General features: G+C 73.7%; 23 protein-coding genes and 1 tRNA gene. 7 read left to right on the forward strand and 17 right to left on the reverse strand.

What is annotated here, in order from left to right; all coding sequences use genetic code 11:
- The first annotated feature begins 55 nt into the window (after positions 1-55).
- The 5 genes from RWK90_RS04885 (at position 56) to RWK90_RS04905 (ending at position 6005) form a co-directional block, all read left to right on the forward strand.
- Positions 56-1126, forward strand: a complete 1071-nt coding sequence (locus tag RWK90_RS04885; RefSeq protein ID WP_314035344.1) for a lipocalin-like domain-containing protein — start codon at positions 56-58, stop codon at positions 1124-1126.
- Complete coding sequence (gene hmgA / locus RWK90_RS04890) at positions 1123-2487, forward strand: homogentisate 1,2-dioxygenase (RefSeq protein ID WP_314035346.1); 1365 nt, start codon at positions 1123-1125, stop codon at positions 2485-2487. The genes RWK90_RS04885 and hmgA overlap by 4 nt, the downstream gene beginning before the upstream one ends.
- A gap of 98 nt (positions 2488-2585) precedes the next feature.
- Positions 2586-4064: an aldehyde dehydrogenase family protein gene (locus RWK90_RS04895; RefSeq protein WP_314035348.1), complete on the forward strand. Its 1479-nt coding sequence runs from the start codon at positions 2586-2588 to the stop codon at positions 4062-4064.
- Positions 4065-4204: 140 nt separating this feature from the next.
- Positions 4205-5383, forward strand: a complete 1179-nt coding sequence (locus RWK90_RS04900) for a CoA transferase (RefSeq protein WP_314035930.1) — start codon at positions 4205-4207, stop codon at positions 5381-5383.
- 91 nt (positions 5384-5474) lie between these two features.
- Entirely contained in the window at positions 5475-6005 is a 531-nt protein-coding gene (locus RWK90_RS04905) for a hypothetical protein (protein ID WP_314035350.1), read from the forward strand.
- A 5-nt stretch (positions 6006-6010) separates the two neighbouring features.
- Here the strand turns inward: RWK90_RS04905 and RWK90_RS04910 are convergent, their stop codons facing one another.
- Entirely contained in the window at positions 6011-6976 is a 966-nt protein-coding gene (locus RWK90_RS04910; RefSeq protein WP_314035351.1) for a hydroxymethylglutaryl-CoA lyase, read from the reverse strand.
- A gap of 41 nt (positions 6977-7017) precedes the next feature.
- Between RWK90_RS04910 and RWK90_RS04915 the strand changes: the two genes are divergently transcribed.
- Positions 7018-7551 (forward strand): hypothetical protein, encoded by a 534-nt coding sequence (locus tag RWK90_RS04915; RefSeq protein ID WP_314035353.1) that lies wholly within the window; start codon positions 7018-7020, stop codon positions 7549-7551.
- A gap of 23 nt (positions 7552-7574) precedes the next feature.
- Here RWK90_RS04915 and RWK90_RS04920 read toward each other — a convergent pair whose 3' ends face one another.
- The 16 genes from RWK90_RS04920 to hadA form a co-directional block, all read right to left on the reverse strand.
- Positions 7575-9197 carry a hypothetical protein gene (locus RWK90_RS04920; protein WP_314035355.1) on the reverse strand — a complete coding sequence of 541 codons (1623 nt, stop codon included), beginning with the start codon at positions 9195-9197 and terminating at the stop codon, positions 7575-7577.
- A gap of 82 nt (positions 9198-9279) precedes the next feature.
- A complete protein-coding gene (locus RWK90_RS04925; protein ID WP_314035357.1) occupies positions 9280-10692 on the reverse strand; it encodes an MlaD family protein in 1413 nt (470 codons plus the stop codon).
- Complete coding sequence (locus RWK90_RS04930; RefSeq protein WP_314035359.1) at positions 10689-11816, reverse strand: MCE family protein; 1128 nt, start codon at positions 11814-11816, stop codon at positions 10689-10691. The genes RWK90_RS04925 and RWK90_RS04930 overlap by 4 nt, the downstream gene beginning before the upstream one ends.
- Positions 11816-13027 (reverse strand): MCE family protein, encoded by a 1212-nt coding sequence (locus RWK90_RS04935; protein WP_314035361.1) that lies wholly within the window; start codon positions 13025-13027, stop codon positions 11816-11818. Before RWK90_RS04935 ends, RWK90_RS04930 begins: the two co-directional genes overlap by 1 nt.
- On the reverse strand, positions 13024-14196 hold the full coding sequence (locus tag RWK90_RS04940; RefSeq protein WP_314035362.1) for an MlaD family protein: 1173 nt from the start codon (positions 14194-14196) through the stop codon (positions 13024-13026). The genes RWK90_RS04935 and RWK90_RS04940 overlap by 4 nt, the downstream gene beginning before the upstream one ends.
- On the reverse strand, positions 14193-15263 hold the full coding sequence (locus tag RWK90_RS04945) for an MCE family protein (protein WP_314035932.1): 1071 nt from the start codon (positions 15261-15263) through the stop codon (positions 14193-14195). Before RWK90_RS04945 ends, RWK90_RS04940 begins: the two co-directional genes overlap by 4 nt.
- A gap of 83 nt (positions 15264-15346) precedes the next feature.
- Complete coding sequence (locus RWK90_RS04950) at positions 15347-16519, reverse strand: MCE family protein (protein WP_314035364.1); 1173 nt, start codon at positions 16517-16519, stop codon at positions 15347-15349.
- Position 16520: 1 nt separating this feature from the next.
- Complete coding sequence (locus RWK90_RS04955) at positions 16521-17456, reverse strand: ABC transporter permease (RefSeq protein WP_314035367.1); 936 nt, start codon at positions 17454-17456, stop codon at positions 16521-16523.
- A complete protein-coding gene (locus RWK90_RS04960; RefSeq protein ID WP_314035369.1) occupies positions 17453-18217 on the reverse strand; it encodes an ABC transporter permease in 765 nt (254 codons plus the stop codon). The genes RWK90_RS04955 and RWK90_RS04960 overlap by 4 nt, the downstream gene beginning before the upstream one ends.
- A gap of 2248 nt (positions 18218-20465) precedes the next feature.
- A complete protein-coding gene (gene rplA / locus RWK90_RS04965; protein ID WP_314035371.1) occupies positions 20466-21188 on the reverse strand; it encodes a 50S ribosomal protein L1 in 723 nt (240 codons plus the stop codon).
- 92 nt (positions 21189-21280) lie between these two features.
- Positions 21281-21715 (reverse strand): 50S ribosomal protein L11, encoded by a 435-nt coding sequence (gene rplK / locus RWK90_RS04970; RefSeq protein ID WP_314035373.1) that lies wholly within the window; start codon positions 21713-21715, stop codon positions 21281-21283.
- A 268-nt stretch (positions 21716-21983) separates the two neighbouring features.
- Positions 21984-22898: a transcription termination/antitermination protein NusG gene (gene nusG / locus RWK90_RS04975; protein WP_314035375.1), complete on the reverse strand. Its 915-nt coding sequence runs from the start codon at positions 22896-22898 to the stop codon at positions 21984-21986.
- A gap of 64 nt (positions 22899-22962) precedes the next feature.
- A complete protein-coding gene (secE, locus tag RWK90_RS04980; RefSeq protein WP_314035377.1) occupies positions 22963-23301 on the reverse strand; it encodes a preprotein translocase subunit SecE in 339 nt (112 codons plus the stop codon).
- Between the two features lie 37 nt (positions 23302-23338).
- A tRNA-Trp gene (locus RWK90_RS04985) sits at positions 23339-23411 on the reverse strand.
- Between the two features lie 184 nt (positions 23412-23595).
- Positions 23596-24018, reverse strand: a complete 423-nt coding sequence (locus RWK90_RS04990) for a MaoC/PaaZ C-terminal domain-containing protein (RefSeq protein ID WP_314035379.1) — start codon at positions 24016-24018, stop codon at positions 23596-23598.
- Positions 24019-24050: 32 nt separating this feature from the next.
- Positions 24051-24446 (reverse strand): (3R)-hydroxyacyl-ACP dehydratase subunit HadA, encoded by a 396-nt coding sequence (gene hadA / locus RWK90_RS04995; protein WP_314035381.1) that lies wholly within the window; start codon positions 24444-24446, stop codon positions 24051-24053.
- 151 nt (positions 24447-24597) lie between these two features.
- Between hadA and RWK90_RS05000 the strand changes: the two genes are divergently transcribed.
- Positions 24598-26331, forward strand: a complete 1734-nt coding sequence (locus RWK90_RS05000) for an acetolactate synthase (protein ID WP_396230273.1) — start codon at positions 24598-24600, stop codon at positions 26329-26331.
- The last annotated feature ends 33 nt before the right edge of the window (positions 26332-26364 follow it).

Raw genomic sequence — 26364 nt, forward strand, 5'->3', positions numbered from 1 at the left:
CGCCCGCCCCACCACACCTACGCCCGCACCGGGCGGCCGACAGAATCGAGGAACGATGACCCTCCTGCAAGGACCGTCCCTGAACATCGTCGAGGCCTGGAACGGCCCCGGGCGGAGGGACGGCGTGATCACCGAGGTCACCCCGGCCGACAACGCCGCCCACCTGGACCACGACAAGCAGGCGTTCGAACACTGGTACTTCGACGCCCACCTCGACGACGGCCGGATCGTCGTGGTGATGCTGCAGAGCCGCGAACTGGTCCGCCGCAGGCCCGGCGTGGAGATCCACCTGTACACACCGGACGGCCGCCGGCGCGAGTCCAACCGCCACCACACCGACGCCGAGCTCACCGTCTCGACCGAGAAGGTGGACGTGACGATCGCCCACCACAGCGCCGTGCTGATCGACGAGGTGGACGGGCTGCCCGTCTACCGGGTGCAGGCCGACCAGGACGGCCTCGGTGTGGACCTGACGTTCCACGCCGAGGTGCCGCCGTGGATGCCCGGGCGCGGCCAGACCCGCTACACCAGCCGCGAGTACTTCGCCTGGTGCGTCGGCGCACCCCGCGCCCGGGTCGAGGGCACCGTGACCGTCGACGGTGAGACCGCCCGGGTCACCGGCCGCGGGTACCACGACCACAACTGGGGCGTCGGCGACATGAAACGCATCATCGCCAAGTGGTACTGGGGCCGCCTCTACACGGACGAGATCTCGCTGATCTACGCGATGGTCGAGACCACCGAACGCTACGGCTCCCACTGGTCCCAGCCGATCATGGTGGCCCGGGGCCGCGAGGTGCTCCTGTCCGAGGGCGAGGTGGAGATCACCGAAGGGCCCACGGTGTTCAACCCGATCGCCGACCGGTCCTACCCGTCCTTCCTCCGGCTGCAGGTCCCCGGCACGATCGACCTCACGCTGACCCCGAAGGAGATCGTCCACGCCCACGACCTGCTCTCCGACATCCCGGTGGCCGGCAGGCCCCCGCTGAACAGGCTGGTCAAGAAGCTGGTCGGGCACCCCGGTTACTTCCGGTTCCGCTCCGACTTCGAGCTCACCCTCACCCTCGACGGGCGGGAAGAGAGGCACACCGGCGAGACCCTCCACGAGATGGTGGCTCTGTCGTGAGTGGCGCCGCCGTGAACGACCCCGCCGTGAACGACGCCGCCCCCGACCGGCCGTCCGGGGCCGCGGGCGTCCCGCGGCTCAACTACCTCCACGGGTTCGCCGGCCACCACCAGACGGAGGCCGAACCCGGGGCGCTGCCCCGTCGGCAGAACTCCCCACAACACGCCCCGCTGGGCCTGTACGCCGAACAGCACTCCGGTTCGGCGTTCACCGAACCCCGTGAGAGCACCCGCCGCACCTGGAGCTACCGGATCCGGCCCTCCGTCACGCACACCGCTTTCCGCGAACGGCCCGAACAGGTCGGCTGGGAATCGGCGCCCCTGCGGGGCGGCGTCACCAGTCCCAACAGGCTGCGGTGGAACCCGCCGCCCGCCCCCGCCGCCGGGGTCGACTTCCTCGACGGGGTCCGCACCTACGCCACCTGCGGGGACGTCTCCCAGCGCACCGGGGTGGGTATCCATTGGTACACCGCGACCGCGTCCATGACCGACCGCTACATGGTGGACGCGGACGGGGAGCTGCTCGTCGTGCCCCACCAGGGGCCGCTCCTGCTCCTCACCGAATTCGGCCGGCTGGTCGTTACCCCCGGGGAGTTCGCCGTCATCTGCCGGGGGGTGCGCTTCCGCGTGGAACTGCTCGCCGACGCGGCCTCCGGCTATCTCCTGGAGAACTACGGCGCCACCCTCACGCTGCCCGAACTCGGCCCGATCGGCGCGAACGGCCTGGCCGACGCCCGGCACTTCCGCTACCCCACCGCCTGGTACGAGGACCGCGAGGAACCCGTCGAGCTGTGGCAGCGCTTCGGCGGACGCTGGTGGTCCACCGAACTCGACCACTCACCCCTCGACGTGGTCGCCTGGCACGGCAACCACGCCGCGTATGTGTTCGACCTCGACGACTTCTGCCCCCTCAACACCGCCCTGTGGGACCACCCGGACCCGTCGGTGTTCACCGTCCTCACCTCCCCCGGCCCGGTCGCGGGCCAGGCGAACGTCGACTTCGCCGTCTTCGGCGACCGCTGGGTGGTGGCCGAGGACACCTACCGGCCGCCCCACTTCCACCGCAACCAGATGTCCGAGTTCATGGGCCTGGTGCGGGGCTCGCACGACTCCAAAGCCGAGGGGTTCGTGCCCGGCGGGGCGTCCCTGCACAACCAGTGGTCCGCGCACGGAGCCGACCGCGAGACGTTCGACCTCGCGACCGGCGCCGACCTGCGGCCGCAGAAACTCACCGGCTCGTTGCCGTTCATGTTCGAGACCCGCCTGGCCCTGGCGGTGACCGACTCCGCCATGACCGCGGGCCACCGCCAACCCGACTACGACTCCTCGTGGACCGGGATCGAGCGCCGGTTCCGCCCCTGACCGACCTCGTCGTCGTCGCCCCCACACCCACGTCGGCCCGGGCCGACGCCACGACACCCGCACCACCTCATCACCCTCGTCCGACAGGAGACCCCACCATGACCGCAACGTTCCCCGAGGTAGCGCCGCTGATCCTGCCCGACACCGGGCTGCGCATCGGCGGCCGGACCGTCGCACCCGCGTCCGGGCAGGCGATCGACGCCCTCAACCCGGCCACCGAGGAGCGGATCACCGAGCTCGCCGCCGGCGGCCCCGAGGACGTCGACCGGGCCGTCGCGGCCGCGCGGGAGGCGTTCGAGTCGGGCGTGTGGTCGCGGATGCCCGGCGCCGAACGCGGCCGGATCCTCATGCGGGCCGCCGACCTCATCGAGGCCCACGCCGCCGAGCTGTCCACCCTCGAGACCACCGAGATGGGCAAGCTCTACCTCCACACCGTGGGCGGGGACGTGCCCGCCGCGGCCGCGGTGTTCCGGCACTACGCCGGCTCGGCCGACAAGATCTACGGCCAGAGCGCCCAGCTGCCGAACGTCGGCGACCAGCGGCGTTTCGGCTTCACCCTGCGCCAACCGCTCGGCGTCGTGGGTGCCATCACCCCGTGGAACAACCCCACCGTGGTGGCCTCGTGGAAGGTCGCCCCCGCGCTGGCCGCGGGCTGCTCGGTGGTGCTCAAGCCCGCCGAGGACGCCTCGCTCGCTCCCCTGCGCCTGGCGGACCTGCTCGCCGAGGCGGGCGTGCCGGACGGTGTGTTCAACGTCGTCACCGGCCTCGGCGCGACCGCCGGCGCCGCCCTGGCCCAGCATCCGGGTATCGACAAGATCACCTTCACCGGCAGCCCCCGCGTCGGCCGGCAGATCCAGTCGCTGGCCGGAGAGAAGTTCCGCAAGGTGACCCTCGAACTCGGCGGCAAGGCGCCGCAGCTGGTGTTCGGCGACGCCGATCTGGAATCCGCGATGCCCTGGATCGCGATGGGCAACTTCTACCACCAGGGCCAGGTCTGCGCCGCCGGCACGCGCGTGGTGGTGCACGAGTCGATCGCCGACCGGGTGGTCGACGGGCTGGTCGACTTCGCGCGTTCCTCGGTGGTCGGCGACCCGTTCGACCCGGCCAGCACCCAGGGCACGATCGTCAACGCCCGGCAGTTCGACCGGATCATGGGCTACATCGAGAAGGGCCGCGCGGAGGGCGCCGAGCTCGTCACCGGCGGCGGCCGGGTCGGCGATCGCGGCTACTTCGTCGAGCCGACGGTGTTCCGCGGCGACAATTCGCTGACCATCGCGCGCGAGGAGATCTTCGGCCCCGTCGCCACCGTCATCACGTTCTCGGACTCCGACGAGGCGATCCGCATCGCCAACGACACCCCGTACGGGCTCAACGCGTTCATCTTCTCGCGCGACCTGTCCACCGTGCACTCGGTGATCCCGCAGCTCAGGGTGGGTACGGTCTGGGTCAACGGGTGGGGCGTTCCGGATCCGTCGCTGCCGTGGGGCGGCCGCGAGGCCAGCGGGATCGGGCGCGAGCTCGGGGTGAGCGGACTCGAGGCCTTCACCGAGGAGAAGACCGTCCACCTAGGGTTCTAGGGGATCGGACCGAGAAGAACGAGTCAGACGAGGCCGCGCGGCCCGGCGCCGGAAGGCGACCCGGGCCGCGCGCCGCCGGAAGGGAGCCGGGCGTGGCGGCGACGACGGAGGAGCACCGGGCGACCGGGCCGCTGGCCGGGATGCTGGTGCTGGAACTGGGCACCCTCATCGCCGGGCCGTTCGCCGGCCGCCTCCTCGGCGACATGGGCGCGCGCGTGGTCAAGATCGAGGACCCCGGCCGCCCGGACCCGCTGCGCACGTGGGGGCAGGGTGAGCGCGACGGCCGGCGCCACTTCTGGACCGTCCACGCCCGCAACAAGGAGTCCGTCACGCTCGACCTGCGCAGCGAGGACGGCGGAGCGCTCTTCCTGGACCTGGTGGCCCGGGCCGACGTCGTGGTGGAGAACTTCCGCCCCGGCACCCTGGAGAAGTGGGGGCTGGGCCCGGACCGCCTGCACGAGGTCAACCCGGGCCTGGTGATCGGCCGCGTCTCGGGCTACGGCCAGACCGGGCCGCAGGCCACCCGCGCCGGGTACGCCTCCGTCGCCGAGGGCGTGTCGGGCCTGCGCCACCTCAACGGCTTCCCCGACCAGCCGCCGCCGCGCATGGCCCTGTCGATCGGCGACACGCTCGGCGGGATGTTCGCCGTGCAGGGGATCCTCGCCGCGCTGCTGGCCCGCACCACCACGGGGCGAGGTCAGGTGGTGGACGTGGCGCTCACCGAATCGTGCCTGGCGGTGCAGGAGTCGGTGATCCCCGACTATGACGCCGCCGGCGTGGTGCGCGGCCCGTCCGGCACGCGGCTGGAGGGGATCGCGCCGTCGAACCTCTACCGCGCCGCCGACGGGCCGTGGGTGATCATCGCCGCCAACCAGGACACCGTGTTCCGGCGGCTCTGCGCCGCGATGGGTCGGCCGGAGCTGGCGGAGGACCCGCGCTTCGTGGACCACTCCGCCCGCGGGATCCACCAGGACGAGATCGATGCGATCATCGCCGACTGGGCCGCCGAGCGCACCGCCGAGCAGATCCGCGAGACCCTCGACGCCGCCGGCGTGGTGGTGGGCCCGGTCAACACCGTCGCCGACGTGGTGCGCGACGAGCAGTTCCTGGCGCGCGAGATGATCGTGCCGCACACGGTGCCGGGGGTCGACGACACCGTCCTGGGGCCGGGCGTGGTGCCCGTGCTCGCGGACACCCCCGGCGCGGTGCGTCGCGGCGGGACGCCCGAGCCGGGGTTCGACAACGTCGCCGTCTACCGCGACCTGCTCGGCCTGGACGCCGCGCGCCTGGCCGAGCTGTCCGACCGTGGCGTCATCTGACCCGCCGGGAGGGCGGTGGGGCGGGAAGCGGTCCGGAGGCCGGCGCGGGCGGCGGGCCGGGCGGCGGGGCGCGTGGCTCACCGTCGCGCTCGTGCTGGCGGCGGTGGTGGCCGCCGGGGCGGCCGTGACGCCCGCGACGTCGCTGTGGGCGCGCCGCACCGCGGACGCCGACCGCGAGCGCCTGACCGCCGTGGCCACCGAGGTCGCGGTCCTGTTGTCGTCCCTGTCGGGCCCCGACGCCGAGGCGTCCCTGGACCGGCTCGCCGCGCTGAGCACCGGTCCGCTGCGCGAGGAGGTCACCGCGCGGCGGGCGGAGGTCCTGCGCCTGGTCGACGCGCGCGACGGCGACGCGGGTGACGGCGACGCAGGTGACGGCGACGCGGGTGACGGGGGCGACGACGACGAGGTGCACCCGCGCGCGTCCGTGGTCGCCTCCGGGATCGAGCAGGAGGACCTCCCCCGCGGGCTCGGCCGCGGGGACGGACCCGCCCGTGCCCGCCTGCTGGTGGCCGTGAGATCCGGTGCCGGGGAGGGCACCGGGGAACGCCTGTGGCGGTGGCGGATCGAGGCCGGGCTCCACGGCGACCGGGCGCTGGCGTCGTCCGCCGAGGTGGCGGTGTGAGCGGCTCAGTCCCGCGGCAGGGTCCAGGCGAACCGTCGGCCGTTGCCGTGCGCCCCGGCGGACGCACGCGACCGCGAGGCCTCCCCCAGCTCGGAGAGCATCCGGTCCGAGGCGGCGACCAGCTCGTGGAAGCCCTGCGGCCCCAGCCACCCGGGCCGCAGCGCGAACAGGACGTCCTCGGTGGCGGTGTTGCCCGAGGCGCCGGGGGCGAACGGGCAGCCACCGAGCCCGCCGAGCGCCGCGTCCACCATCTGCGCACCGGCGTCGACCGCGGCCAGGGTGTTGGCGACCCCCATCCCCCACGTGTCGTGCCCGTGGAAGACGATCCGTCGCTCCCCCGCCGGCTCCGCGGCGGCGGCGACGAGGTCGCGCACCTGCCCCGGGTGCGCCTGCCCGAGCGTGTCGGCGAGTACCACGTCGACCGTGCCCGCACCGCGCGGGTCGGCGACCAGACGCAGCACCCGCTCCGGGTCGACGGGCCCGGTGATCGGGCAGGTGAACGTGGTCGCCAGGCACAACTGGACGGTCCCGCCGACCGCCGCCGCGGCCTCGAGCGCGTCGGGCAGCGCCGCCATGCTGGTCTCGGTGTCACGCCCGATGTTGGCCGTGTTGTGCTCGTCGGTGACCGACAGGCAGTACTGGAAGCGGCGGACGCCCGCGTCGGCGGCGCGGCGCACGTGGCCCGGAGTCGCCACCCACACCCAGCAGCGGTCGCGCTCGTCCTCGTCGAGTGCGGCGATGACGTCGAGGGTGTCCGCGAGCGCCGGGACCAGGTCCGGCCGGGCCATGGAGCCCACCTCGAGCTCCGGCACGCCGAGCCCGAGCAGCGTCCTCACGAGCGTCACCTTGGACGCCGTGGACAGGCGGCCGTCGGTGAGCTGCAGGCCGTCGCGCAGGGCCACGTCGCGGACCGCGACCGTGCTCGTCGGGCGTTCGGTGGAGGGGCGCGCTGGTGTCGGCGTCGTGCTCATGGGGCCATCCTCCCGCATCCGGACGCTGTCAGGGGGCGGGCGTGACCGGTATCGACGGGGACGGCGAGCACCGGACGGGCGCGGCACCGGGCTCACGGCGCGGAGCGCGGCGGCTCCGGGTCCTGCTCGTGCTGGTCGTCGTGCTGCTGGCGGTGTCCGCCGCGGTTCTCACGCTTCTCGAGCGGCGCGTCGACGAGAGGGACCACCGCGCGGCGCACGCGGTGGTCGCCGCCGAGACCGCGGCGCTCGCCGTCCTCGACTACCGGCCCGGGACGGTGGCCGAGGACCTGGCGGCCGCGGAGGAGCTCCTCGCGCCCCCGTTCCTCGACCGGTTCCGGCAGCAGAGTCGCGAGGTCACCGTGCCGCGGAGCAGGTCCGGGCAGGTGGCGTCGTCGGCCCGTTCCGCCGGCTCGGCATTGGCCGGGCTGGACGGGGACGAGGCCCTCGTCGTCGTCTACCTCGACCGCCACACCGTGGGCGCCGACGGCATCCCCCACGTGCTCCAGACCGTCGTCGAGGTGGGCCTGGTCCGTGACGGCGACCGCTGGCTGGTCGCCGAGTTCACGCCCCGGTGACCGGCCCGCGATCGTCGGGGGGGCTACCCGAGTGGATACTCCCGGCTGACGCCCACACCCTCGACGCGGACGACCAACGGGGCGGTGCCGTCCCAGGTGCTCGCAGCGACCGAGGCCGACGCACCGACGGGTATCGTCACCGGCCCGGGAGTGCGGACGAGGTGGTCGCGCTCGACATCCCGGCGCAGGACGACGATCTCCGTCGACCCGTCCGGGCCCTCGCCGTCGAGTGCGAACACGAAATCCCCGTCGAGCTGCCGCTGCACGGAGGCGCCTGTTCCGGGTGCCAACGACAGACCTCGGGCCACAGCTGACACCGACCAGTCCGCCTGCTCCTCCGCGATGGCGAGCACCGGTTCCAGTCGGGCGGTGCTCCGCAGCCCGAGCCGGCGCTGGTCCGCCGAGACCGAGATGGTCGCCGAGTCGCCGGAGCCCAGTGAGATGCCGTCGACCTCGTTCGTCCAGCCGTCACCGAAGAGGGTGACATCCCAGACGGCCGCGGGCCCGGAGCCCGCGTTGCCCAGCGTGATGTCGAACGCGGCGTCCTCGGGGACCACGGCCGCGACACTGTCCATGGTGCTGATGAACTCGAGCGGCGTGAGACCCGGGACGGGCCCGCCGGCCGGGGTCGTCAGGCGGATGGCGGGCTGGTCCGAGGTCTCGTCGCCCGTGCCCGGCGCCCGCTTGACCAGGACCGTGACGGAATCGTCGCCGGCATCGGCACAGACGGGACACTCGTGGATCTGCGTGGTCGCACGCAGCGGGGTGAGGTGGAGCCGGTTGGCCCGCGATCCGACGTAGAGATGGGCGGGCTCGGACGGGGTGGTGGCGGTGGTGTAGTACCACGAGTCGGTGACGGGGTCGGTGACGAAGATCTTCTCCACGCCGGGGAAGTTGTTGTCATAGACGACGATTCCGATCCGCCCCGCCCCCAGGTCGCGCAGGGCGATAGGGGTGACCGCGTGGCCGCCCGCACCCTCGGCGTCGAAGAACGAGAGGATGAAGTTGTCGCCGCGAGCCCACGCCGAGATCAGCGTCCGCACCGTCTGGGCGACCGAGTTCTGGGTGGTCGCGGTGCTGCTGGGACTCGAGATCTGGGCCGCCCAGTAGCGGGAGATCAGTCGGTCGAGCGCGTCGGAGGGCTGGGCCTCGAACACGGTCTGGCCGGGCGGCAGGTAGTCGGCCTTGTCGAGACCGCCGGTGTGGAAGAGCCCCGCCAGAGCGGCCATCCCGTAGCAGTGGCCACCGGCGGCCATCTCGTTCGCCGCCGATTCGAGCGCGGCGCCGGGAGCGCTCAGCACACACTCGCCGTTGACTATCCGCGCGCAGATGCCGTCGCCGAACAGCGACTGCATGGCCGCGGGGGTCAGGCTGCGCCGGTGCTCGTCGCTGCCGGGGCCCCAGTTGTCGAAGGAGAATCCGTCACGCGTCACGTCGAAGCCACTGGAGGCGATCAGTCTTCCGCTGCCGGGATCGACCGGGTCGTAGTTCGGCTCCGGTGTAAGCGAATCTGAACCTGACGACAGCGACACGCTCCCGGACGCGAGCGAACCGCCCGGCAGGCCCGCCAGCGGCGACGCCCCGGCGGCTGCCGGGGACGCGGCGAGCAGCAGTAGGACCAGCATCGATAGGAACCGCGCGAGCATGTCGCCTCCCGGTGGTCGCGGACGCGAGGGGGCGGCCGCTGGAGAAGATGACGATACTCGGGACTTTGACAATTCTCAGAAATTACGGCGGAGAGAGGAGATCCCCCACGTCGACCGGGCCGGTCGGGCGGTCGAGGACGGACACGCCCGCGTCGCCGACCGCAGGCGGACCGGTCGGGTACGCGCCGGTGCCGGGATCATAGGTGCGCGGCGCCGCGACCATCGCGACCCCCGCCGCGCCGGCCTTCTCGCGGCACAGCGCCACCGTCGCCGCGCGCAGGCCCGGGTATTCCATGCACGGCATGTTGCGGGCACCGCGCACCGCCACGGGTGAGTCCTCGGGAACCTTGCAGTACAGGTCCGGCGGGGTGTCGGGAACGTCGAGCTCGGTGGGCGAGCGCCGCTGCTCCGGCGGCAGGAATCCCGTGGTGCACGGTGGCGGATCGTTGTAGCTGTTGACGAAGAAGGTGTTCTGCGCGGGCATCGCGTCGCCGGCGTTGGGCAACGCCGCCGACTGCGTGGAGTCCATGATCGCCGGGAACAACACGAGGATCTGCTCGAGCGACGGCGTATAGACGGCCGCCACCTGCTCCACGGTCACCAGGTTCGCCAGGAGGAGCGGCCACGTCGGCGAGAGTTCGCGGAACAGCAGGATCGTCTCGGCGGCGGCCGCCGGCGCACCCTCGATGACCCCGCGCAGCGCGGGGTCGGCCGCCGCCACCTCGGCCGCCACCCGGTTCGTGGCCCCGGCCCACTCGCGCAGGTCCGCCGAGGACGCGGCCTGCGCCTCCAGCAGGGGCGCGGACCGCCGCAGCAGCGACGCCCACTGTTCGCGGTCCCGGCCCATCTCCCGGGCGAGCCCGGTGAGCGCGTCCACCGAGGCGGCCAGGTCGTCGCCCGCCCCGCCGACCGCGCGGGCGGACTCGTCGACGAGCGTGGTCAGGCGTTCCGGTCCGACCGAGTCGAGGGTGGCCTCGAGCATGTCGACCGTCTCGGCGACCGGCACCGGCGGGCGGACGCGGTCGGCGCCGATGACGTCGCCGTCGGCGAGGAACGGGCCGGTGGGCTCGGCCGCCGGGGATGCCGGGGCGGGTCCGGAGCCGGGTGCCGCGGCGACGCCGGGCGTCTCGGGCACGAGGTCGACGATCAGCTCCCCCACCGCCGACATCGCGCCGACGTACGCAGTCGGGTCGGCGGGGATCCGCGCCTCGCGGTCGAGCAGGAGCGTGGCGCGGGCACCCGAGGGGGTCATCTCGACGTGGCGCACCCGGCCGACCTCGACCCCGCGGTACAGGACGTTGGCGCGTGGATACAGACCCGAGGCGTCGCGCATCTCCAGGGCGACCTCCATGCGGCCCCACCCGAGGTGCTGCGGGATGCGGGCGAACGAGAACACCACGAGGACGAACGCGATGGTGCCGACCAGCACGAACGCCGCGAGCTTCAGCGCGATGCCGCGGGTGGCCTCGCTCGTCTCCCGCCACCGCCGCCTCATGCGCCGCCTCCTGCGGCCGGGGGCGCGAGGGTGTCGCCGAGTCCCACGCGGGCGGGTTCGACGGGCGGTGCGGGCACCCCGAGGATCGTGTCGAGCGAGGCCAGCGACCCCTCGAGGGGCGTGCCGATGAGCAGGGCGGTGTCCAGGACGGGCAGTCGCAGATCGAGGATCACCGTGCCGTTGGCGTAGTCGCCGCGCACCGCGTTGCGGTAGGTGTCCAGCGGGAACGGGAACGTCGCGAGGTAGCGCAGGGATTCGGTGAGCGCGTCCCCCGACTCCGCGAGACCCTGCAGGACCGGGTCGAGCGCGGCGAGGTCCGCGCGGATGTCACCGCCGGATACCTCGACGACGCGGCCGGCGGTCGCGGTGACCGTGTCCACGGCGCGGGTGGCCTCGATCAGCCGCTCCCGGCGCTGCGCGAGCACCTCGAGTGCGGGACCGAGGTCGGCGACTCCGCCCTCGACCTCCTCGCTGCGGACCGCGAGCTCGGCCGACAGCCGCTCGAGTGCCTCCAGGGCCACGACGATGTCCTCCTTCTGGGTCTCCAACCCGGCCAGGAGCTCGCTGACCCGGCCGACCACCGCGCGGGTCCGGTCGGTGCGGCCGGTCATGGCGGTGTCGAGTTCGCCGAAGACCTCCGCGGCCTGCGCGAGGCCGCTGCCGCCCAGCGCCGCGGCGAGCGTCGCGAGGGTCTGCTCGGTGGTCGGGTACCCGCCGTTGCGTTCGAGCGGGATGAGGTCGCCGGCCGAGAGCGTGCCCTCGGCCCGCTCCTCGACCGGTGCCGCCAGCTCGAGGTGGGAGGCGCCCAGCAGGCTGCTCTGCCCCACCCGCGCGACGGCGTTGCGGGGCAGGGCGACGTCGCCGTCGAGCTCGACCGTCACCTCGGCGCAGCCCGGGCCCACGGCGATGTCGGCGATCCGGCCGACGGTCACGTCGCCGACCCGGACACGGGCGTTCCGGTCCAGGGTGGTGACGTCCGCCAGCTGCACCGTCACCGAGTAGCCGCCCGGCCCGCCGCCTGCCGTCCCGGGCAGCGGGAGACTGTTCAGCCCCTTCCAGTCGCAGCCGGTCATCGTCGTCGTCGACACCAGGACCAGCGCGGTCGCCACCGCGCGGCGCCGCATCACCGCACCCCCTCGGTGAGCAGGTCCGTCACATCGGGCGCGGCCGCCGGTCGCAGGTGGTCGTGGGTGTAGTCGAGCTGGTGCGGCAGCGCGCCGACCCCGCGGCTGGGGTTGATGGCGACGGGCGGATAGTCCACGGCCATCGCGGACAGGGTCGGCCCGAGGAGGCGCACGCATTCCTCGGAGGCGGTGTGCACGTCGGTCTCCTCGGCGGCGGCCAGGGCCGAGCAGATGAACTGCATCGGGTTGGCGAAGTTGGTCAGCGCGAGCGCGGAGATCACCGCGTTCTGCGACGGCTGGTAGATGCCCTGAAGATTGGACAGGGCCGTGGGCGCGACGTGCAGGATCTGTGCGATGTCGTCACGCTGCTCGGCCAGCACCCGCACGAGCTCGGCGGTGGTGCGGGCGGTCCCGGTGCTCACCTCGCGGTTGTCGCGGACGAAGTCGCGGACCTCGTCCACCGCCGCGTCGAGCTCGGTCAGCGCCGGCCCGATCTCGCCCCGTCCGCGGTCCACCGAGACGGTCACCGCCGCCATGACCTCGTTGAACGAGGTGATCTGTTCGCCGGATCCCTCCATCGCCGCGGTGAACGCCTCGAGGTTGCGGACGGTGGCGAAGAGATCGTCGCGGCCGTCGGAGACCGTCTGCAGCGCCGAGCGCAGCTGCCGCACGGTGTCGCGGACGTCGTCGCCGCGTCCGGACAACACGGCGTCCGCGGCGGCCACCGCCCGGCCCGCGGGACCGGTCTCATCGCCGGGGCCCGGCCCGAGTGTGCCTGACAGGCGGTGCAGCTGGGTGACGAGTTCGTTCCACTCCACGGGCACCGCGGTGTGGTCGAGGCCGATCGTGGCGCCGGGCTCGGTGACCGGCCCGCCGGTGTACGGCGGGCTGAGCTGCAGGAAGCGCGCCGCCACCAGGGTCGGGGCCATCACGACGGCGTCGACCCCCGCGGGCAGGGGTTGGTCGCGCTCGACGAGGAAGTCGACGACCACGCGGTCGCCCCGCGGCTCCACCGCCGTGACCCGCCCGACCGGCACGCCCATCACCCGGACGTCGTCACCCACGTAGAGGCCGCGGGCCGAGACGAACTCGGCCGTGTAGCTCTCGTACGGACGCCACGGCACCCGCAGGTCCACGAGCCCGGCGGCGAGCAGGAGCACGAGCAGCCCCGCCACCCAGGGGGCGACGGCAGTGAGGACCCGGCGCGTCATCGCGGGCCCCCGGCGAGCGGCTCGGGGCCGGCCGCGGGCGCTGCGGCGGCGGGCGGCGCCGCGGGCGGGGCCGCCACCGGTGGGGCCGCGGGTGGGCCCGCGGGTGGGGCCGCGGCGGGCGGGACGCCGACCCCCGCGCGGGTCAGGGCGTCGTTGAGGGCCGGCTCGATGACCTCCGCCGGCAGCAGGTTCTGGATGTAGGAGTTGAAGAACGGCCCCGACGCCACGGCCTCGCCGAGTTCGGTGGCGTACGGCCCCAGCCGCTGGATCGCCAGGGCCAGCCCCTCGCGGTGCTCCAGCACCAGCTCCTGCAGCCCCTCGACCCGCTCCAGGGTCGGGGTGAGAGTCCGGTCGTGGTCGCTGATGAGCCCGCGGATCTGGACGGTGAACGCCCGGAGCGTGCCGGCCAGCGTCTCGAGCGACTCCTGTTCCTCGCGCAGCGCCGCGAGCAGCACGCGGGCGTCGCGCAGGAGGGTGTCGATCTCGTCCCCGCGGCGGGCCAGCAACTCCGAGAGGACCTCGGCGTCGGCGAACAACTCGCGCAGGGCGGCGTCCCGTTCGGCGATCGACGTCGACAGCCGGCCGACCCCGTCGAGGGCCGCGTCGACGTGCTCCGGGGCCTCGTCGAGGGTCGAGGAGACCGTCTCCAGCGCGACCGCGAGTTGCTCCATGTCGATCTCCTCGCCGGTCCGCCCGAGCCGGCCCAGGGTCTCGGCGAGGTTGTACGGCGCGGTGGTGCGGTCCAGGTCGAGGACCGCGCCGGGGTCGAGCCGTCCCGGGCCGGCGGGCAGGACGCGCAGTTCGCGGGCCCCGAGTGCGGTCGCGGTCGCGATCTCCGCGCGGGTGTCGGACCCGAGCCCGATCCGGCCGTCCACGGTGAAGTCGATGCGCACGGCGTCTCCGTCGATCCGGATGTCGGTGACGCGGCCGGCGTCCTTCCCGGCGATCCGCACCGGGTCCCCCACGCCCAGACCGCCGGTGTCGACGAACCGGGCGGTGTAGCCCTCGGTACGGTCCACCCCCGGCAGGGACCGCAGGTTGAGCGCGCCCAGCACCACCAGGGCGATGACGATCGTGCCGATGACGCCCACGACGAGGGGGTTGCGCTCGCGCAGGCGCACGGCTCGACGCGGCCGCACGGGGCGCCGCCGGCGCACGGGATCGCTCATGCCGGCGCACACCTCCCGCCCTGCTGGGTGAACAACGGACTCGTGGTGGACCCGCCCCGCAGGTCGGAGACCCGGATCTGCAGACCGCACAGGTAGTAGTTGAAGAACCCGCCGTACGCGCCGAGTCGGGTGAGCGAGCGATACGTCTCCGGGAGCTCGGTGAGCAACTGCGTGAGCGTGTCCCGGCGGGAGTCCACCTGGCGGGCGACCGCGTCGACGCCGTCCATGTCCGCACGCAGGTCCGGCCGGACGTCCGCGGCGAGCAGTGCCAGCTCCGCGGCGGTGTCGTCGAGATGACGGGTCGCCGACGCGACCGTCTCGGCGTCCGCGGCGAGCGCCGAGGTCAGCTCCCGGGCGTGGACGAGGGACCGCTCCAGCGCCGGTTGCTGCCGCTCGAGAGTGTCGAGCACCCGCCCCAGGTGGGTGATGACCGACCCGATCACCCGGTCCCGGTCCGCCAGGTGACCGGTCACCTCGCCGATCGAACGGACGATCACCCCGACGTCGTCCTGCTGTCCCTGCAGGACCGCGATGAGCTCCCCGCTGAGCCGGTTGACCTGCCCCGGCTCCAGAACCCGGAACAGCGGCTGGAAGGAGCCCACGAGCGCGTCCAGGTCGAGGGCCGGGGTGGTGCGGTCGAGGCCGATCGTCGCGCCGGCGGGCAACTCGGCGGCTGCGGGCGTGGCGGCGGACGAACCCGCGTCGGCCGCAGGGGCGTCGGTGAGCTCCAGGTAACGGTCGCCGACGAGGTTGAGGTACCGGACCGTGGCGCCGGTGCCGGCGCGGGGCCGGTAGGCGTCGTGCACGCTGAACCGCACCGTCACGGTCGGCGCGCCCGTCGCGGCCCCGCCCGTGGCGGGATCGGGGTCGGGAACGTGGAACTCGACCGCGTCGACCCGCCCCACCTCCACCCCGTGGACGCGGACGGTCTCGCCGGCCTCGAGACCGGAGACGTCGGTGAACTCGGCGGAGTACGAGACCGACTCGCCGAACCGCACCTGCGCGAACACCACCCAGAGGCCCGCCAACACGAGCAGCATGACGACCGTGTAGACCGCCGCCGGCAGCGCCGCGCGTGTCCGCCGCCGATGCGGCCGCGGCGCCCGGTGCGCAGCGGCGCGCGGGGCGGGCGTGGACGCCGGGTGCCGGCTCATCCCATCCCCTCCGTGAGCAGTACCCACAGCGGGGCGGCGTCGAACTCCGGCGAGGTGTTGCCCCGCTCGAAGGGGTTCATCCCGACGTCGGCCACGAGATACGAGGCGTTGCCGTCCTCCGGCGTGCGCACGGGCAGCTCCCCGCAGCGCGGCCCCCCGCCGGCGCGCACGACCGGCAGGTCCTCCGGGTAGCGGTACGGGTCCACCCCCAGCAGCAGGGTCGAGTTGAGCACCATCGAGTACCCGTTGGCCCCCGACGCCGGCTCGGCCAACCGCCGCGCCCGGTCGGCCCCCTGCAAGAAGCACGGGATGGCCGGTGAGTACCGATCGAGCAGTTCCGCGGTGGGCCGGAGCAGGCCGAACACGTCCGCGAGTTCCTGCTCGTGCGGCTCGAGCAGGGCGTTACCCTCCACCGCCACCCCGGCGATGGCCGGCAGCAGCACGTCGAGGGTGGCAGCCTGCTCGGTCACCGTCCGCGCCGGCACCCGCAGTCCCGACAGCGCCGACACCAGATCCGGTGACGCCGCCGCCAGCCCGTCCGCCGCCGCGGCCCCCGCCCGCAGGTCCTGCCGCAGCATCCCGAGTTCCGGGTTGACCGCCCCGGTGAACTCCGAGACCGCCACGGTGGCCCGCCCGATCTCCTCGCCACGCCCACGCACGCCGCGCGCGAGAGCCCCCGTCACCGCGGCCGCCTTCTCCGGCTGTACGGCCGTCATGACCTCGGTCAGCGACTGGAACACCGTCTGCGTCTCGGTCGTCACCGACTGCGCGCCGAGCGCATCCCCCGAGGCCAGCACGCCCGTGGAGCCGCCGACCTCGTCGTCGTCGCCCCCGGACAGCACCACGCGCTTGGCGCCGAACAGGGTGCTCGCGGTGATGTCCGCGGTGGTGTCGGCCGGCAGCGCCGACGAGTACTCCCGGTCCAGTTCCAGCTCGATGCGCGCGCCGTCGCCGTGGGGGTGGACCGACGCCACGCGTCCGATCTGGACGCCGTGCCGCATGACCATCGCGCCCGGCTCCAACACCAACCCCGACCGGTCCGCGTGGAGGGTGAGGTCCATCGTGCGCGCCCACCCGCCCCGGAACGAGATGGTGACGACGACGAGGGCCGCCACCGCCAGGAGCACCGCCACCAGCACGGCCAGCCGACCCTTCCCCGTCGCCGTCACGTCAGCCCGCCAGCCTCACGGTCGGCGCGTCCCCGTACAGGGCGAGCGAGATGAGCAGCGTCACCAGGACCACCGCCGTGAGCGACATCCGGACCGCCCGGCCCGTCGCCATCCCGACCCCCGCCGGTCCGCCGGCGGCCGTGAACCCGTAGTAGGTGTGGATGATCATCACCGTGAGCGCCATCGCGACGGCCTGCGCGAACGACCACACCACGTCCACCGGGTTGAGGAACGTGGAGAAGTAGTGGTCGTACACGCCCGGCGACTGGCCCAGCACCGCCACCGTCGCGACTCGGCTGGCCAGGAACGACGCGAGCACGGACAACGAGTACAGCGGGATGACCGTGAGCAGTCCCGCGACGATTCGCGTGCCCACGAGATAGCGGACCGGGTCCACGGCCATCACCTCGAGGGCGTCGATCTCCTCGCTGATGCGCATCGCGCCCAGCTGCGCCGTGGTGCCGGCGCCGATCGTCGCGGCCAGACCCACCCCGGCGGTGACCGGCGCGACGACACGGATGTTGACGTACGCGGCCAGGAAGCCGGTGAGCGCCTCCACGCCGATGTCGCCGAGGGAGTTGTAGCCCTGGACGGCCACCGTGGCGCCCGCGAAGAGGGTGATGAAGCCGAGGATGGCCAGGCTGCCGCCGAACATCGCGAGCACGCCCGTGCCCAGGCCCACCTCGGTGGTGACGCGTAGCGTCTCGCGGCCCTGGCGCACGGGCGCGGTCGCGGCGGCCCGCAGGGCGTGCGCGACGAAGAGCAGGGCAGTCCCGAGCTCGTCCACGGCATCGAGCACACCCCGCCGCCGCGCACCGGGCGCCGCGCCCCACCGCCTCGCACCGGACGCCGCGCCCCACCGCCGCGCACCGGACGCCGCGCCCCACCGCCGCGCACCGGACGCCGCGCCCCGCGTCTGCAGGCCCCGGCCGCTCATCCGCCCGTCACCTGGATGCCGATCGCGGTGAGGACGAGGTTGGCCAGGAACAGGGCGACGAACGAGAACACCACGGTCTCGTTGACCGCGTCGCCGACGCTCTTCGGCCCGCCCGTGACGGCGAGGCCCCGATAGCAAGCGACCAGCCCGGCGATGAGCCCGAACAGCGCGGCCTTGACCTCGGAGAGGACGAGTTCCGCGGGGCCCACGAGAAGAGTCACGCCCGCGGCGAACGCCCCGGGGTCGACGTTGCCCAGGTAGACGGAGAAGACGAACCCGCCGGCCAGCCCGATCGCGCAGACCGCTGCGTTGAGCGTGGCGGCCACGAGCGCCGAGGCCAGTGCGCGGGGCAGGACGAGATGCGTTGCCGGATCCAACCCCAGGACCTCGAGCGCCGAGATCTCGTCCCGGATCGTGCGGGAGCCCAGGTCGGCGGCCACGGCGGTCGCACCCGTGCCTGCCACGACGAGGACGGTCACGAGCGGACCGATCTGGGTGACCGCACCCAGTCCCGCGCCGGCGCCTGCCATGTCGCTGGCGCCGATCTCGCCGAGGAGGGAGTTGAGGGTGAACACCACCAGGACCGTGAACGGCAACGCCATGAGCACGGTCGGGACCAGCGAGACGCGGGCGATGAACCAGTACTGTTCGACGAATTCGCGCCAGCGCCACGGGCCGGTGAACAGCCCGGCCATCGCGTCGACGGAGAGGGCGTAGAGGTCGCCGACGGATCGGACCGCGGTCGTCACCCGACTCGCCATCTCCCGCCCCCTCCCCCTGTGCGACTGCTGAGCGCTGGCCGAACCATACCCCAGGGTACTGTCCTCATGGTGACCTAGAGCACAGTGTGCGCCGGGCGGGCGCGCCCGGGGTCGGGTTCGCCGGGATGGGTGGGCCTCGCCCGCGTGGGGCGGTCCGGCATCATGCGCCCCACAGCCGCACGCCAACATGGCGTCTCGCGCGCCCCGAAGTGAGGGCGAGACGCCACCCCGGGGAGCGGCTGCGGGCTGGACGGGCAGGCCGGGGAGCGAGACGCCTTCACCGAGAGCGTATGCAGCCCCGGGCGCGCCCGGGGACGGGTTCGCCGGGCTGGGTGGGCTTCTCCGGCGTGGGCGGTCCCGCCTCAGTTCCCCCCACAGCCGCACGCGAACAGGGCGTCTCGCGCGCCCCGAAGTGTGGGCGAGACGCCATCGCCGGGAGCGGCTGCGAGACCGGCGGGCAGGCCGGGGAGCGAGACGCCATCACCGAGAGCGGATGCAGCCCCGGGCGCGCCCGGGGACGGGTTCGCCGGGATGGGTGGGCTTCTCCGGCGTGGGCGGTCCCGCCTCAGTTCCCCCCACAGCCGCACGCGAACAGGGCGTCTCGCGCGCCCCGACGTGCGGGCGAGACGCCATCGCCGGGAGCGGCTGCGCGACCGGCGGGCAGGCCGGGGAGCGAGCCGCCCACACCGCGCGGGGATGCAGCCCCGGGCGCGCCCGGGGCCGGGTTCGCCGGGATGGGTGGGCGTCTCCGGCGTGGGCGCTCCCGCATCAGTTCCCCCCACAGCCGCACGCGAACAGGGCGTCTCGCGCGCCCCGAAGTGAGGGCGAGACGCCATCGCCGGGAGCGGCTGCGAGACCGGCGGGCAGGCCGGGGAGCGAGACGCCATCACCGAGAGCGGCTGCAGGCCCGGGCGCGCCCTGGGTGGGTTCGCCGGGATGGGTGGGCCTCGCCCGCGTGGGGCGGACCGGCATCATGCGCCCCACAGCCGCACGCCAACAGGGCGTCTCGCGCGCCCCGACGTGCGGGCGAGACGCCATCGCCGGGAGCGGCTGCGAGACCGGCGGGCTGGCCGGGGAGCGAGACGCCACCACCGAGAGCGGATGCAGCCCCGGGCGCGCCCGGGGACGGGTTCGCCGGGATGGGTGGGCTTCTCCGGCGTGGGCGGTCCCGCATCAGTTCCCCCCACAGCCGCACGCGAACATGGCGTCTCGCGCGCCCCGACGTGAGGGCGAGACGCCATCGCCGGGAGCGGCTGCGGGCCCGGGCGGCCAGGCCGGGGGCCGAGACGCCAACGCCGGGGGCGGCTGCGGGCCCGGGCGCGCCCGGGGTGGGTTCGCCGGGATGGGGGGGCATCGCCGGCGTGGGCGGCCCGGCATCAGGCGCCCCCCAGCCGCACGCGAACATGGCGTCTCGCGCGCCCCGAAGTGAGGGCGAGACGCCATCGCCGGGAGCGGCTGCGGGCCCGGGCGGACAGGCCGGGGAGCGAGACGCCATCGCCGAGAGCGGCTGCAGGCCCGGGCGCGCCCTGGGTGGGTTCGCCGGGATGGGTGGGCCTCGCCGGCGTGGGCGGCCCGGCATCAGGCGCCCCACAGCCGCACGCGAACATGGCGTCTCGCGCGCCCCGAAGGGTGGGCGTGACGCCATCGCCGGGCGCGGCTGCGGGCCCGGGCGGACAGGCCGGGGAGCGAGACGCCATCGCCGTGAGCGGCTGCAGGCCCGGGCGCGCCCGGGGTGGGTTCGCCGGGATGGGGGGGCATCGCCGGCGTGGGCGGCCCGGCATCAGGCGCCCCCCCGCCGCACGCGAACATGGCGTCTCGCGCGCCCCGAAGTGAGGGCGAGACGCCACCCCGGGGAGCGGCTGCGGGCTGGACGGGCAGGCCGGGGAGCGAGACGCCATCACCGAGAGCGGCTGCGGGCTGGACGGGCCGGCCGGGGAGCGAGACGCCATCACCGAGAGCGGCTGCGGGCTGGACGGGCCGGCCGGGGAGCGAGACGCCATCACCGAGAGCGGCTGCGGGCCCGGACGGGCGGGCGCGGGCTGGACGGGCGGGCGCGGGCTGGACGGGCGGATGCGGGTGGCGCGGGCGGGTGGCTGGCGGGCGGGCGCGGGCGGGCCCGGAAATGCACGAGGCCCCGCGCCCGGATGTCCGGACGCGGGGCCTTGCCGTTGCTGGCTTCTCAGGCCAGCCGGCTGCTCAGCCCAGCGGGCGTCTCAGCCCAGCCGGCTGCTCAGCCGAGTGGGGCGGCTCACTCGGAGTCGGTGCCCGCCTCGAGCAGCTTGGAGATCGCCGACGAGTCGACCGGGATGCCCGGGCCGGTCGTGGTGGAGATGGTGACCTTCTGCAGGTAGCGGCCCTTGGAGGAGGACGGCTTGAGACGCATGATCTCGTCGATCGCGGCCTGGTAGTTCTCCGTGAGCTGCTCCGCCGTGAACGACGCCTTGCCCACGATGAAGTGCAGGTTGTTCGCCTTGTCGGTGCGGAAGGTGATCTTGCCGCCCTTGATGTCGTTGACGGCCTTGGTCACGTCCATGGTGACGGTGCCCGTCTTGGGGTTGGGCATGAGACCACGCGGGCCGAGCACGCGGGCCACGCGGCCGACCTTGGCCATCTGGTCCGGGGTGGCGATCGCGGCGTCGAAGTCGAGCCAGCCGCCCTGGATGCGCTCGATGAGGTCCTCGGAGCCCACGGCGTCCGCGCCGGCGGCCTCGGCCTCGGTGGCCTTCTCGCCCGCGGCGAAGACGATCACGCGGGCGGTCTTACCGGTACCGTGCGGAAGGTTCACGGTGCCACGGACCATCTGGTCCGCCTTGCGGGAGTCGACGCCAAGTCGCATGGCGACCTCGACGGTGGCATCCATCTTCGTCGAGGACGTCTCCTTGGCCAGGGCCAGGGCGTCCAGAGGCGAGTACAGCTTGGTGCGGTCGACCTTTTCAGCGGCGGCCTTGAAGGCCTTGCTGTTCTTGCTCATGAGATGTCCATTCCTGCCGCGTCATCCACGCGGCGGTCGGGTGTGGTCCGGGCCTGAGCTGCCCTCCCACAGGTGTTTCTGGGAAGTGGAGGTCAGCCCTCGACCGTGATGCCCATGGAACGGGCGGTGCCGGCGATGATCTTCGCGGCCTGGTCGATGTCGCTGGCGTTGAGGTCCTCCAGCTTGGTCTGCGCGATCTCACGGACCTGGTCCATGGAGACCTTGCCGACCTTGGCGGAGTGCGGGGTGCCGGAGCCCTTCTGCAGGCCGGCGGCCTTGAGCAGGAGCTTGGCGGCCGGCGGCGTCTTCAGCTTGAAGTCGAACGACCGGTCCTCGTAGACCGTGATCTCGACCGGCACGACGTTTCCGCGCTGGTTCTCGGTGGCGGCGTTGTAGGCCTTGCAGAACTCCATGATGTTGACACCATGGGCACCCAGAGCCGGACCGACCGGCGGGGCCGGGTTGGCAGCGCCGGCCTGGATCTGGAGCTTGATGAGCCCTGAGACCTTCTTCTTCTTCGGAGGCATCGTCTTCCTGATTCTTCGACTGGATCTCGGCTCCGCGCTGTACACGCGGGAGGCCGACTGTCGTGTGCGCCCGCCCCCGCCGCCCCACCGTGAGGCGGGCATGCGGCGGCACAAGCGCAACCTGGGAGAGTTTACGTGCTCGGCGCACCCAACGACTAATCGTGGGCGCGGACCGCCCCCCGCACCGCCCGCGGACCGGCGACGGTGCACAGACGACGAACCCGCCCCACGCCGGGCGCGGGACGGGTCGGTCGGGGACGCGTGCGGGTCAGTCGATCTTCTCGACCTGGTTGAAGCCGAGCTCGACGGGGGTCTCGCGGCCGAAGATCGACACGAGCACCTTGAGCTTCTGCGCGGCCGGGTCGACCTCGGAGATCGACGCGGGCAGGGTGGCGAACGGGCCGTCCATGACGGTGACCGACTCGCCCACCTCGAAGTCGACCTCGACGTTCTGCGGGACCAAACCGGCCTCGCCGTCGGCGGCGGCCGCGGCCGCGGACTTCTTCTCCGGCTTGGGCGCGAGGAACTTGGCCACGTCGCTCAGGGAGAGCGGGGTGGGGGTGCCGCCCTGGCCGCCGGTGGCGCTGACGAACCCGGTGACGCCGGGCGTGTTGCGCACGACGCCCCACGACTCGTCGTCCAGCTCCATGCGCACCAGGACGTAACCGGGCAGGACCTTGCGGTTGGCGGTCTTCTTCTGGCCGTTCTTGACCTCGGTGTACTCCTCGACCGGGACCTCGACCTGGAAGATCTTGTCCTCCGCGCCGAGGGTGACGGCGCGGGTCTCGAGGTTGGCCTTCACCTTGTTCTCGTACCCGGCGTAGGAGTGGATGACGAACCAGTCGCCGGGCAGCTTGCGCAGCTGCCGCTTGAACGCGATGACCGGGTCGATCGCGGGCGCGGCGGGCGCCTCCTCGGCGGGGGCGTCCTCGGCGGCGGTCTCGTCGATCACGTCGTCGGTCTCGGGGGCCGACTCGTCGAGCTCGGCCTCGGCGACGTCCTCGTCACCCTCCTCGACGATCTCGCCCTCGACGTCCTCGTCGAGCTCGGTCTCCTCGGCGTCGGTGGCCGCGTCCGCGTCGAGCTCGGCGCCGGCGGCGAGGGTCTCCTCCTCGGCCGCGGCCTGCTCGGCGGCGGCCTGCTCGGCGTCCTCGGCCCCGGGGCTCTGATCGATGTCGCTCACGGAAATGCGGTCCTCTCGAAGTCGGCGGTCCGGGTCTCACCCCGGACCTTCAGGCGGCAGGTCTCTAGCGGTCGAAGACGAGCTCGACGAGCTTGCCCGCGCCGAAGTCGACGCCCGAGACGAGCGCGGTCATGAAGATGAGGAACAGGAACACCACGATGGTGTAGGTGACCATCTGGTTGCGCGTGGGCCAGATGACCTTGCGCAGCTCCTCGGCGACCTGCTTGAGGTACTGGAAGGGATTCGCGCGGGTGGTCCGCGTGTCCTCCGGCGTGTCCGCGTCCGTGCGGACCCGGCCCGCGAGGGCCGTGTCGCCACGACCCGCCTTACCCGTGGGAACGGCGGCGGCCTCGGAGTCGCGGGCGCCGCGGGTGTCGACGTCGTCGTCGCGATCCTGGCTCACGCGGCTACCTCCGGGTCGTCTGGCTTGCGGGGAAGTGCAGGGGCGACAGGACTTGAACCTGCAACCTGCGGTTTTGGAGACCGCTGCTCTGCCAGTTGAGCTACGCCCCTTCGGCCGGTTTCCCGACCACCCGTACCGTCTCGCGTAGCGGACCGCACGAACGCCTCGACTCTACAGTGTCGGCGACTGCCCGGGGGCAGCGCGGGTCGCGACCACGTTCGGTCGGGCATCCCAGTGTACGTCAGCGACCCCGGCGCCCTGAAATCGCCTGCAGAGGGCGCCCGCCGCGGGCGGTCATCCCGACAGTGCGACCGTGACGATCGCCTTGCCGAACACCTTCGCCCCGTCGCAGGTCACGGCGAGTGCGATGTCGGCGCTCGAGCCGTCCTCGGCCACCTTCTTCACCGTCCCCGCCACCTCCAGCAGCGCGGGCCCGTCGGCCGGCACCACGACGGGTGCGGCGAAGCGGAACGAGGTGGCCAGGACGCGGTCCGCTCCCCCGGCCCACTCGGCGGCGACCCCTATCGCGAGCGCCGACGTCAGCATCCCGTGCGCCACGACCCCCGGCAGGCCGAGGGCGCGGGCGGCGTCGTCGTCGAGGTGGATGGGGTTGTGGTCGCCGGAGGCCTCCGCGTAGCGACGCACGTCCTCCCGCCGGATCGGCAGGGTCCGCGGCGGCAGGACGTCCCCGGCCGCGGGACTCGTCGTCGTCGTCATCTCCGTCCTCTCCCCCGACTCCCCGGGCCCGGTCACCGCGCCACCTCGGCGGTGAGCAGCGCGGTGGTCAGGGTCTGGACCGGCTCGCCGGCGGCGTCGCGCAGCACGGTGTCGAAGCCGATCATGCGCCCGCCGCGTGCCGACCGCACGCCGGTGACCGTCGCGGTGGCGGTGAGGACGTCGCCCACCCGGATCGGCCGGTGGTGCTTGCTCGACTGGGCGGTGTGGAGGGTCCGCGCGAGGTCGATGCGCAGCGTCGGGTGCTCCATCACCGCGCGTTGCACCGGCGCGGTGAGGGCGGCGGCCAGCGTCGCGGGGACCTGACCGGCGGGCGCGCCGACGGCCTCGGCGAAGCGTGACACCACGGCGTCGGTCACGGTGACGGGATCTCCGACGACGACGAGGTCATCAGCGTTGTCTGTGCTCACAGCCCTCGACGCTACCCGAGGGCGCGTGCGCGGAACCGCCCCTGCGAGCGGGTGTGGCCTCCTACGGTGAGGGCAGTCCAGCAGGAGGTGCGGCGTGAGCCATGACGAGTCGAGCGAGCGGACCGGACGGGTGCCCGGTGCGCCCACGCCGGTGGAGGGTCACGGTGGCTCGCACGCCACGGCCGTCGCCGCAGCCCACGGGGTGCGCACGATGTTCACCCTCTCGGGCGCGCACGTGTTCCCCATGTACGACGCGGCGGAGAAGGAGGACCACGGCGTCGCCCTGCTGGACGTGCGACACGAGCAGACCGCCGCGTTCGCCGCCGAGGCCACCGGCAAGCTCACCCGCTCCCCCGGGCTGGCCGTGCTCACCGCCGGGCCGGGCGTCACCAACGGGGTCTCCGCGCTGGCGCAGGCGTCGTTCTCCGGCGCCCCCATGGTGGTGATCGGCGGGCGGGCCCCGGCCGGGCGCTGGGGCACCGGCAGCCTCCAGGAGTTCGACCACGTGCCGGTCGTCGCGCCGGTGACCGTGTCCGCGGAGACGGCACGCGACACCGCCGACATCGCCGCGGCTACGCACCGCGCGTTCACCGCCGCCCGCACCGCGCACCGCGGGCCGGCGTTCCTCGACGTGCACATGGACCACTTCTTCGACCGCAGTGCCTCGGTGCGGCCCGGGCCCGGGTACGCGGACGACGGCACGCCGCTCGGCCCGCCGCTCGGCTCGACCGGTGACTCGGAGGGCGCCTGGCCGGGCCGCCCCGCCGGCGCCGACCGCCTCCCCGACACCGACGCGGTCGACAGGATCGCCGACCTGCTGGTCCGGGCCGCGCGGCCGGTGCTCGTGCTGGGCTCGGACGTGTGGGCCGACGGCGCCGAGGACGCCGCGCTGCGGTGCGTGGAGACGCTCGGGCTGCCGGTGATCCCCAACGGGATGGGCCGCGGGATCGTGCCGGCCGGCCACCCGCTGCTCGTGGGCAAGGCCCGCGGCATGGCGTTCGGTACGGCCGACGTGGTGATCGTCGTGGGCACGCCCCTCGACTTCCGGCTCGGCTACGGGATGTTCGGCGGCAAGGAGGGCGCCACGCCCGCGACCGTGGTGCACATCGCCGACTCCCCCGCCCAGCTCAGCCATCACGCCTCGCCCGCCGTCGCGACCGCGGGGGACCTGGAGCTCGTGCTGGACGCGCTGATCGACTCCGTCGAACGCAGGCTCCGGACAGGCGCCGGCCGACCGGACTGGAGCGGGTGGGCGACGTCGCTGCGGGAGAAGGCCGAGGCCGCCCACGCCGCGGACCTCGAGCTGTTCTCCGCCGCCGCCGACCCGATCCACCCCGCGCGGATCTACGGCGAACTGCTGCCGCGGCTGGCCGAGGACGCGGTCGTGGTCGGCGACGGCGGCGATTTCGTCTCCTACGCCGGGAAGTTCATCGAACCCGCCCGCCCGGGAAACTGGCTCGACCCGGGGCCGTTCGGCTGCCTCGGGGCGGGACTGGGGGCGGCGATCGCGGCCCGGATCGCCCGTCCGTCCAGCCAGGTCGTGCTGCTGCTCGGCGACGGCGCCGCGGGGTTCTCGCTCATCGACGTGGACACCCTCGTCCGGCACCGGCTCCCGGTGGTGATGGTGATGGGCAACAACGGCGCCTGGGGTCTGGAGAAGGGGCCGATGCAGATGCTGTACGGCTACGACGTGATCGCCGACCTCGCGCCACGGACCCGCTACGACGAGGTGGTGCGCGCGCTCGGTGGCGCGGGCGAGATGGTCACCGACCCCGCGCAGATCGGCCCCGCCCTGGACCGCGCGTTCGCCAGCGGCGTGCCGTACCTCGTGAACGTGGTGACCGACGTGGAGGCGATGTACCCGCGGTCGACGTTCGGGGTGTGAGCTTGGGGGGGTCCGCGCCGGGAGAGGCTCCAG

The sequence above is a fragment of the Dietzia sp. CH92 genome, assembly GCF_032248695.1.
In the GTDB taxonomy this organism is placed as follows: Bacteria; Actinomycetota; Actinomycetes; order Mycobacteriales; family Mycobacteriaceae; genus Dietzia.

Bases quoted from the DNA above. Each gene is read 5' to 3' on its own strand.
- RWK90_RS04960 (WP_314035369.1), bottom strand. From the start codon at position 18,217: ATGGCGAGTCGGGTGACGACCGCGGTCCGATCCGTCGGCGACCTCTAC.
- RWK90_RS04940 (WP_314035362.1), bottom strand. From the start codon at position 14,196: ATGAGCGATCCCGTGCGCCGGCGGCGCCCCGTGCGGCCGCGTCGAGCC.
- RWK90_RS04955 (WP_314035367.1), bottom strand. From the start codon at position 17,456: ATGAGCGGCCGGGGCCTGCAGACGCGGGGCGCGGCGTCCGGTGCGCGG.
- RWK90_RS04895 (WP_314035348.1), top strand. From the start codon at position 2,586: ATGACCGCAACGTTCCCCGAGGTAGCGCCGCTGATCCTGCCCGACACC.
- rplA (WP_314035371.1), bottom strand. From the start codon at position 21,188: ATGAGCAAGAACAGCAAGGCCTTCAAGGCCGCCGCTGAAAAGGTCGAC.
- RWK90_RS04910 (WP_314035351.1), bottom strand. From the start codon at position 6,976: ATGAGCACGACGCCGACACCAGCGCGCCCCTCCACCGAACGCCCGACG.
- RWK90_RS04925 (WP_314035357.1), bottom strand. From the start codon at position 10,692: ATGAGGCGGCGGTGGCGGGAGACGAGCGAGGCCACCCGCGGCATCGCG.
- RWK90_RS04885 (WP_314035344.1), top strand. From the start codon at position 56: ATGACCCTCCTGCAAGGACCGTCCCTGAACATCGTCGAGGCCTGGAAC.
- RWK90_RS04900 (WP_314035930.1), top strand. From the start codon at position 4,205: ATGCTGGTGCTGGAACTGGGCACCCTCATCGCCGGGCCGTTCGCCGGC.
- RWK90_RS04920 (WP_314035355.1), bottom strand. From the start codon at position 9,197: ATGCTCGCGCGGTTCCTATCGATGCTGGTCCTACTGCTGCTCGCCGCG.
- RWK90_RS04935 (WP_314035361.1), bottom strand. From the start codon at position 13,027: ATGACGCGCCGGGTCCTCACTGCCGTCGCCCCCTGGGTGGCGGGGCTG.
- rplK (WP_314035373.1), bottom strand. From the start codon at position 21,715: ATGCCTCCGAAGAAGAAGAAGGTCTCAGGGCTCATCAAGCTCCAGATC.
- RWK90_RS04990 (WP_314035379.1), bottom strand. From the start codon at position 24,018: ATGACGACGACGACGAGTCCCGCGGCCGGGGACGTCCTGCCGCCGCGG.
- RWK90_RS04930 (WP_314035359.1), bottom strand. From the start codon at position 11,816: ATGCGGCGCCGCGCGGTGGCGACCGCGCTGGTCCTGGTGTCGACGACG.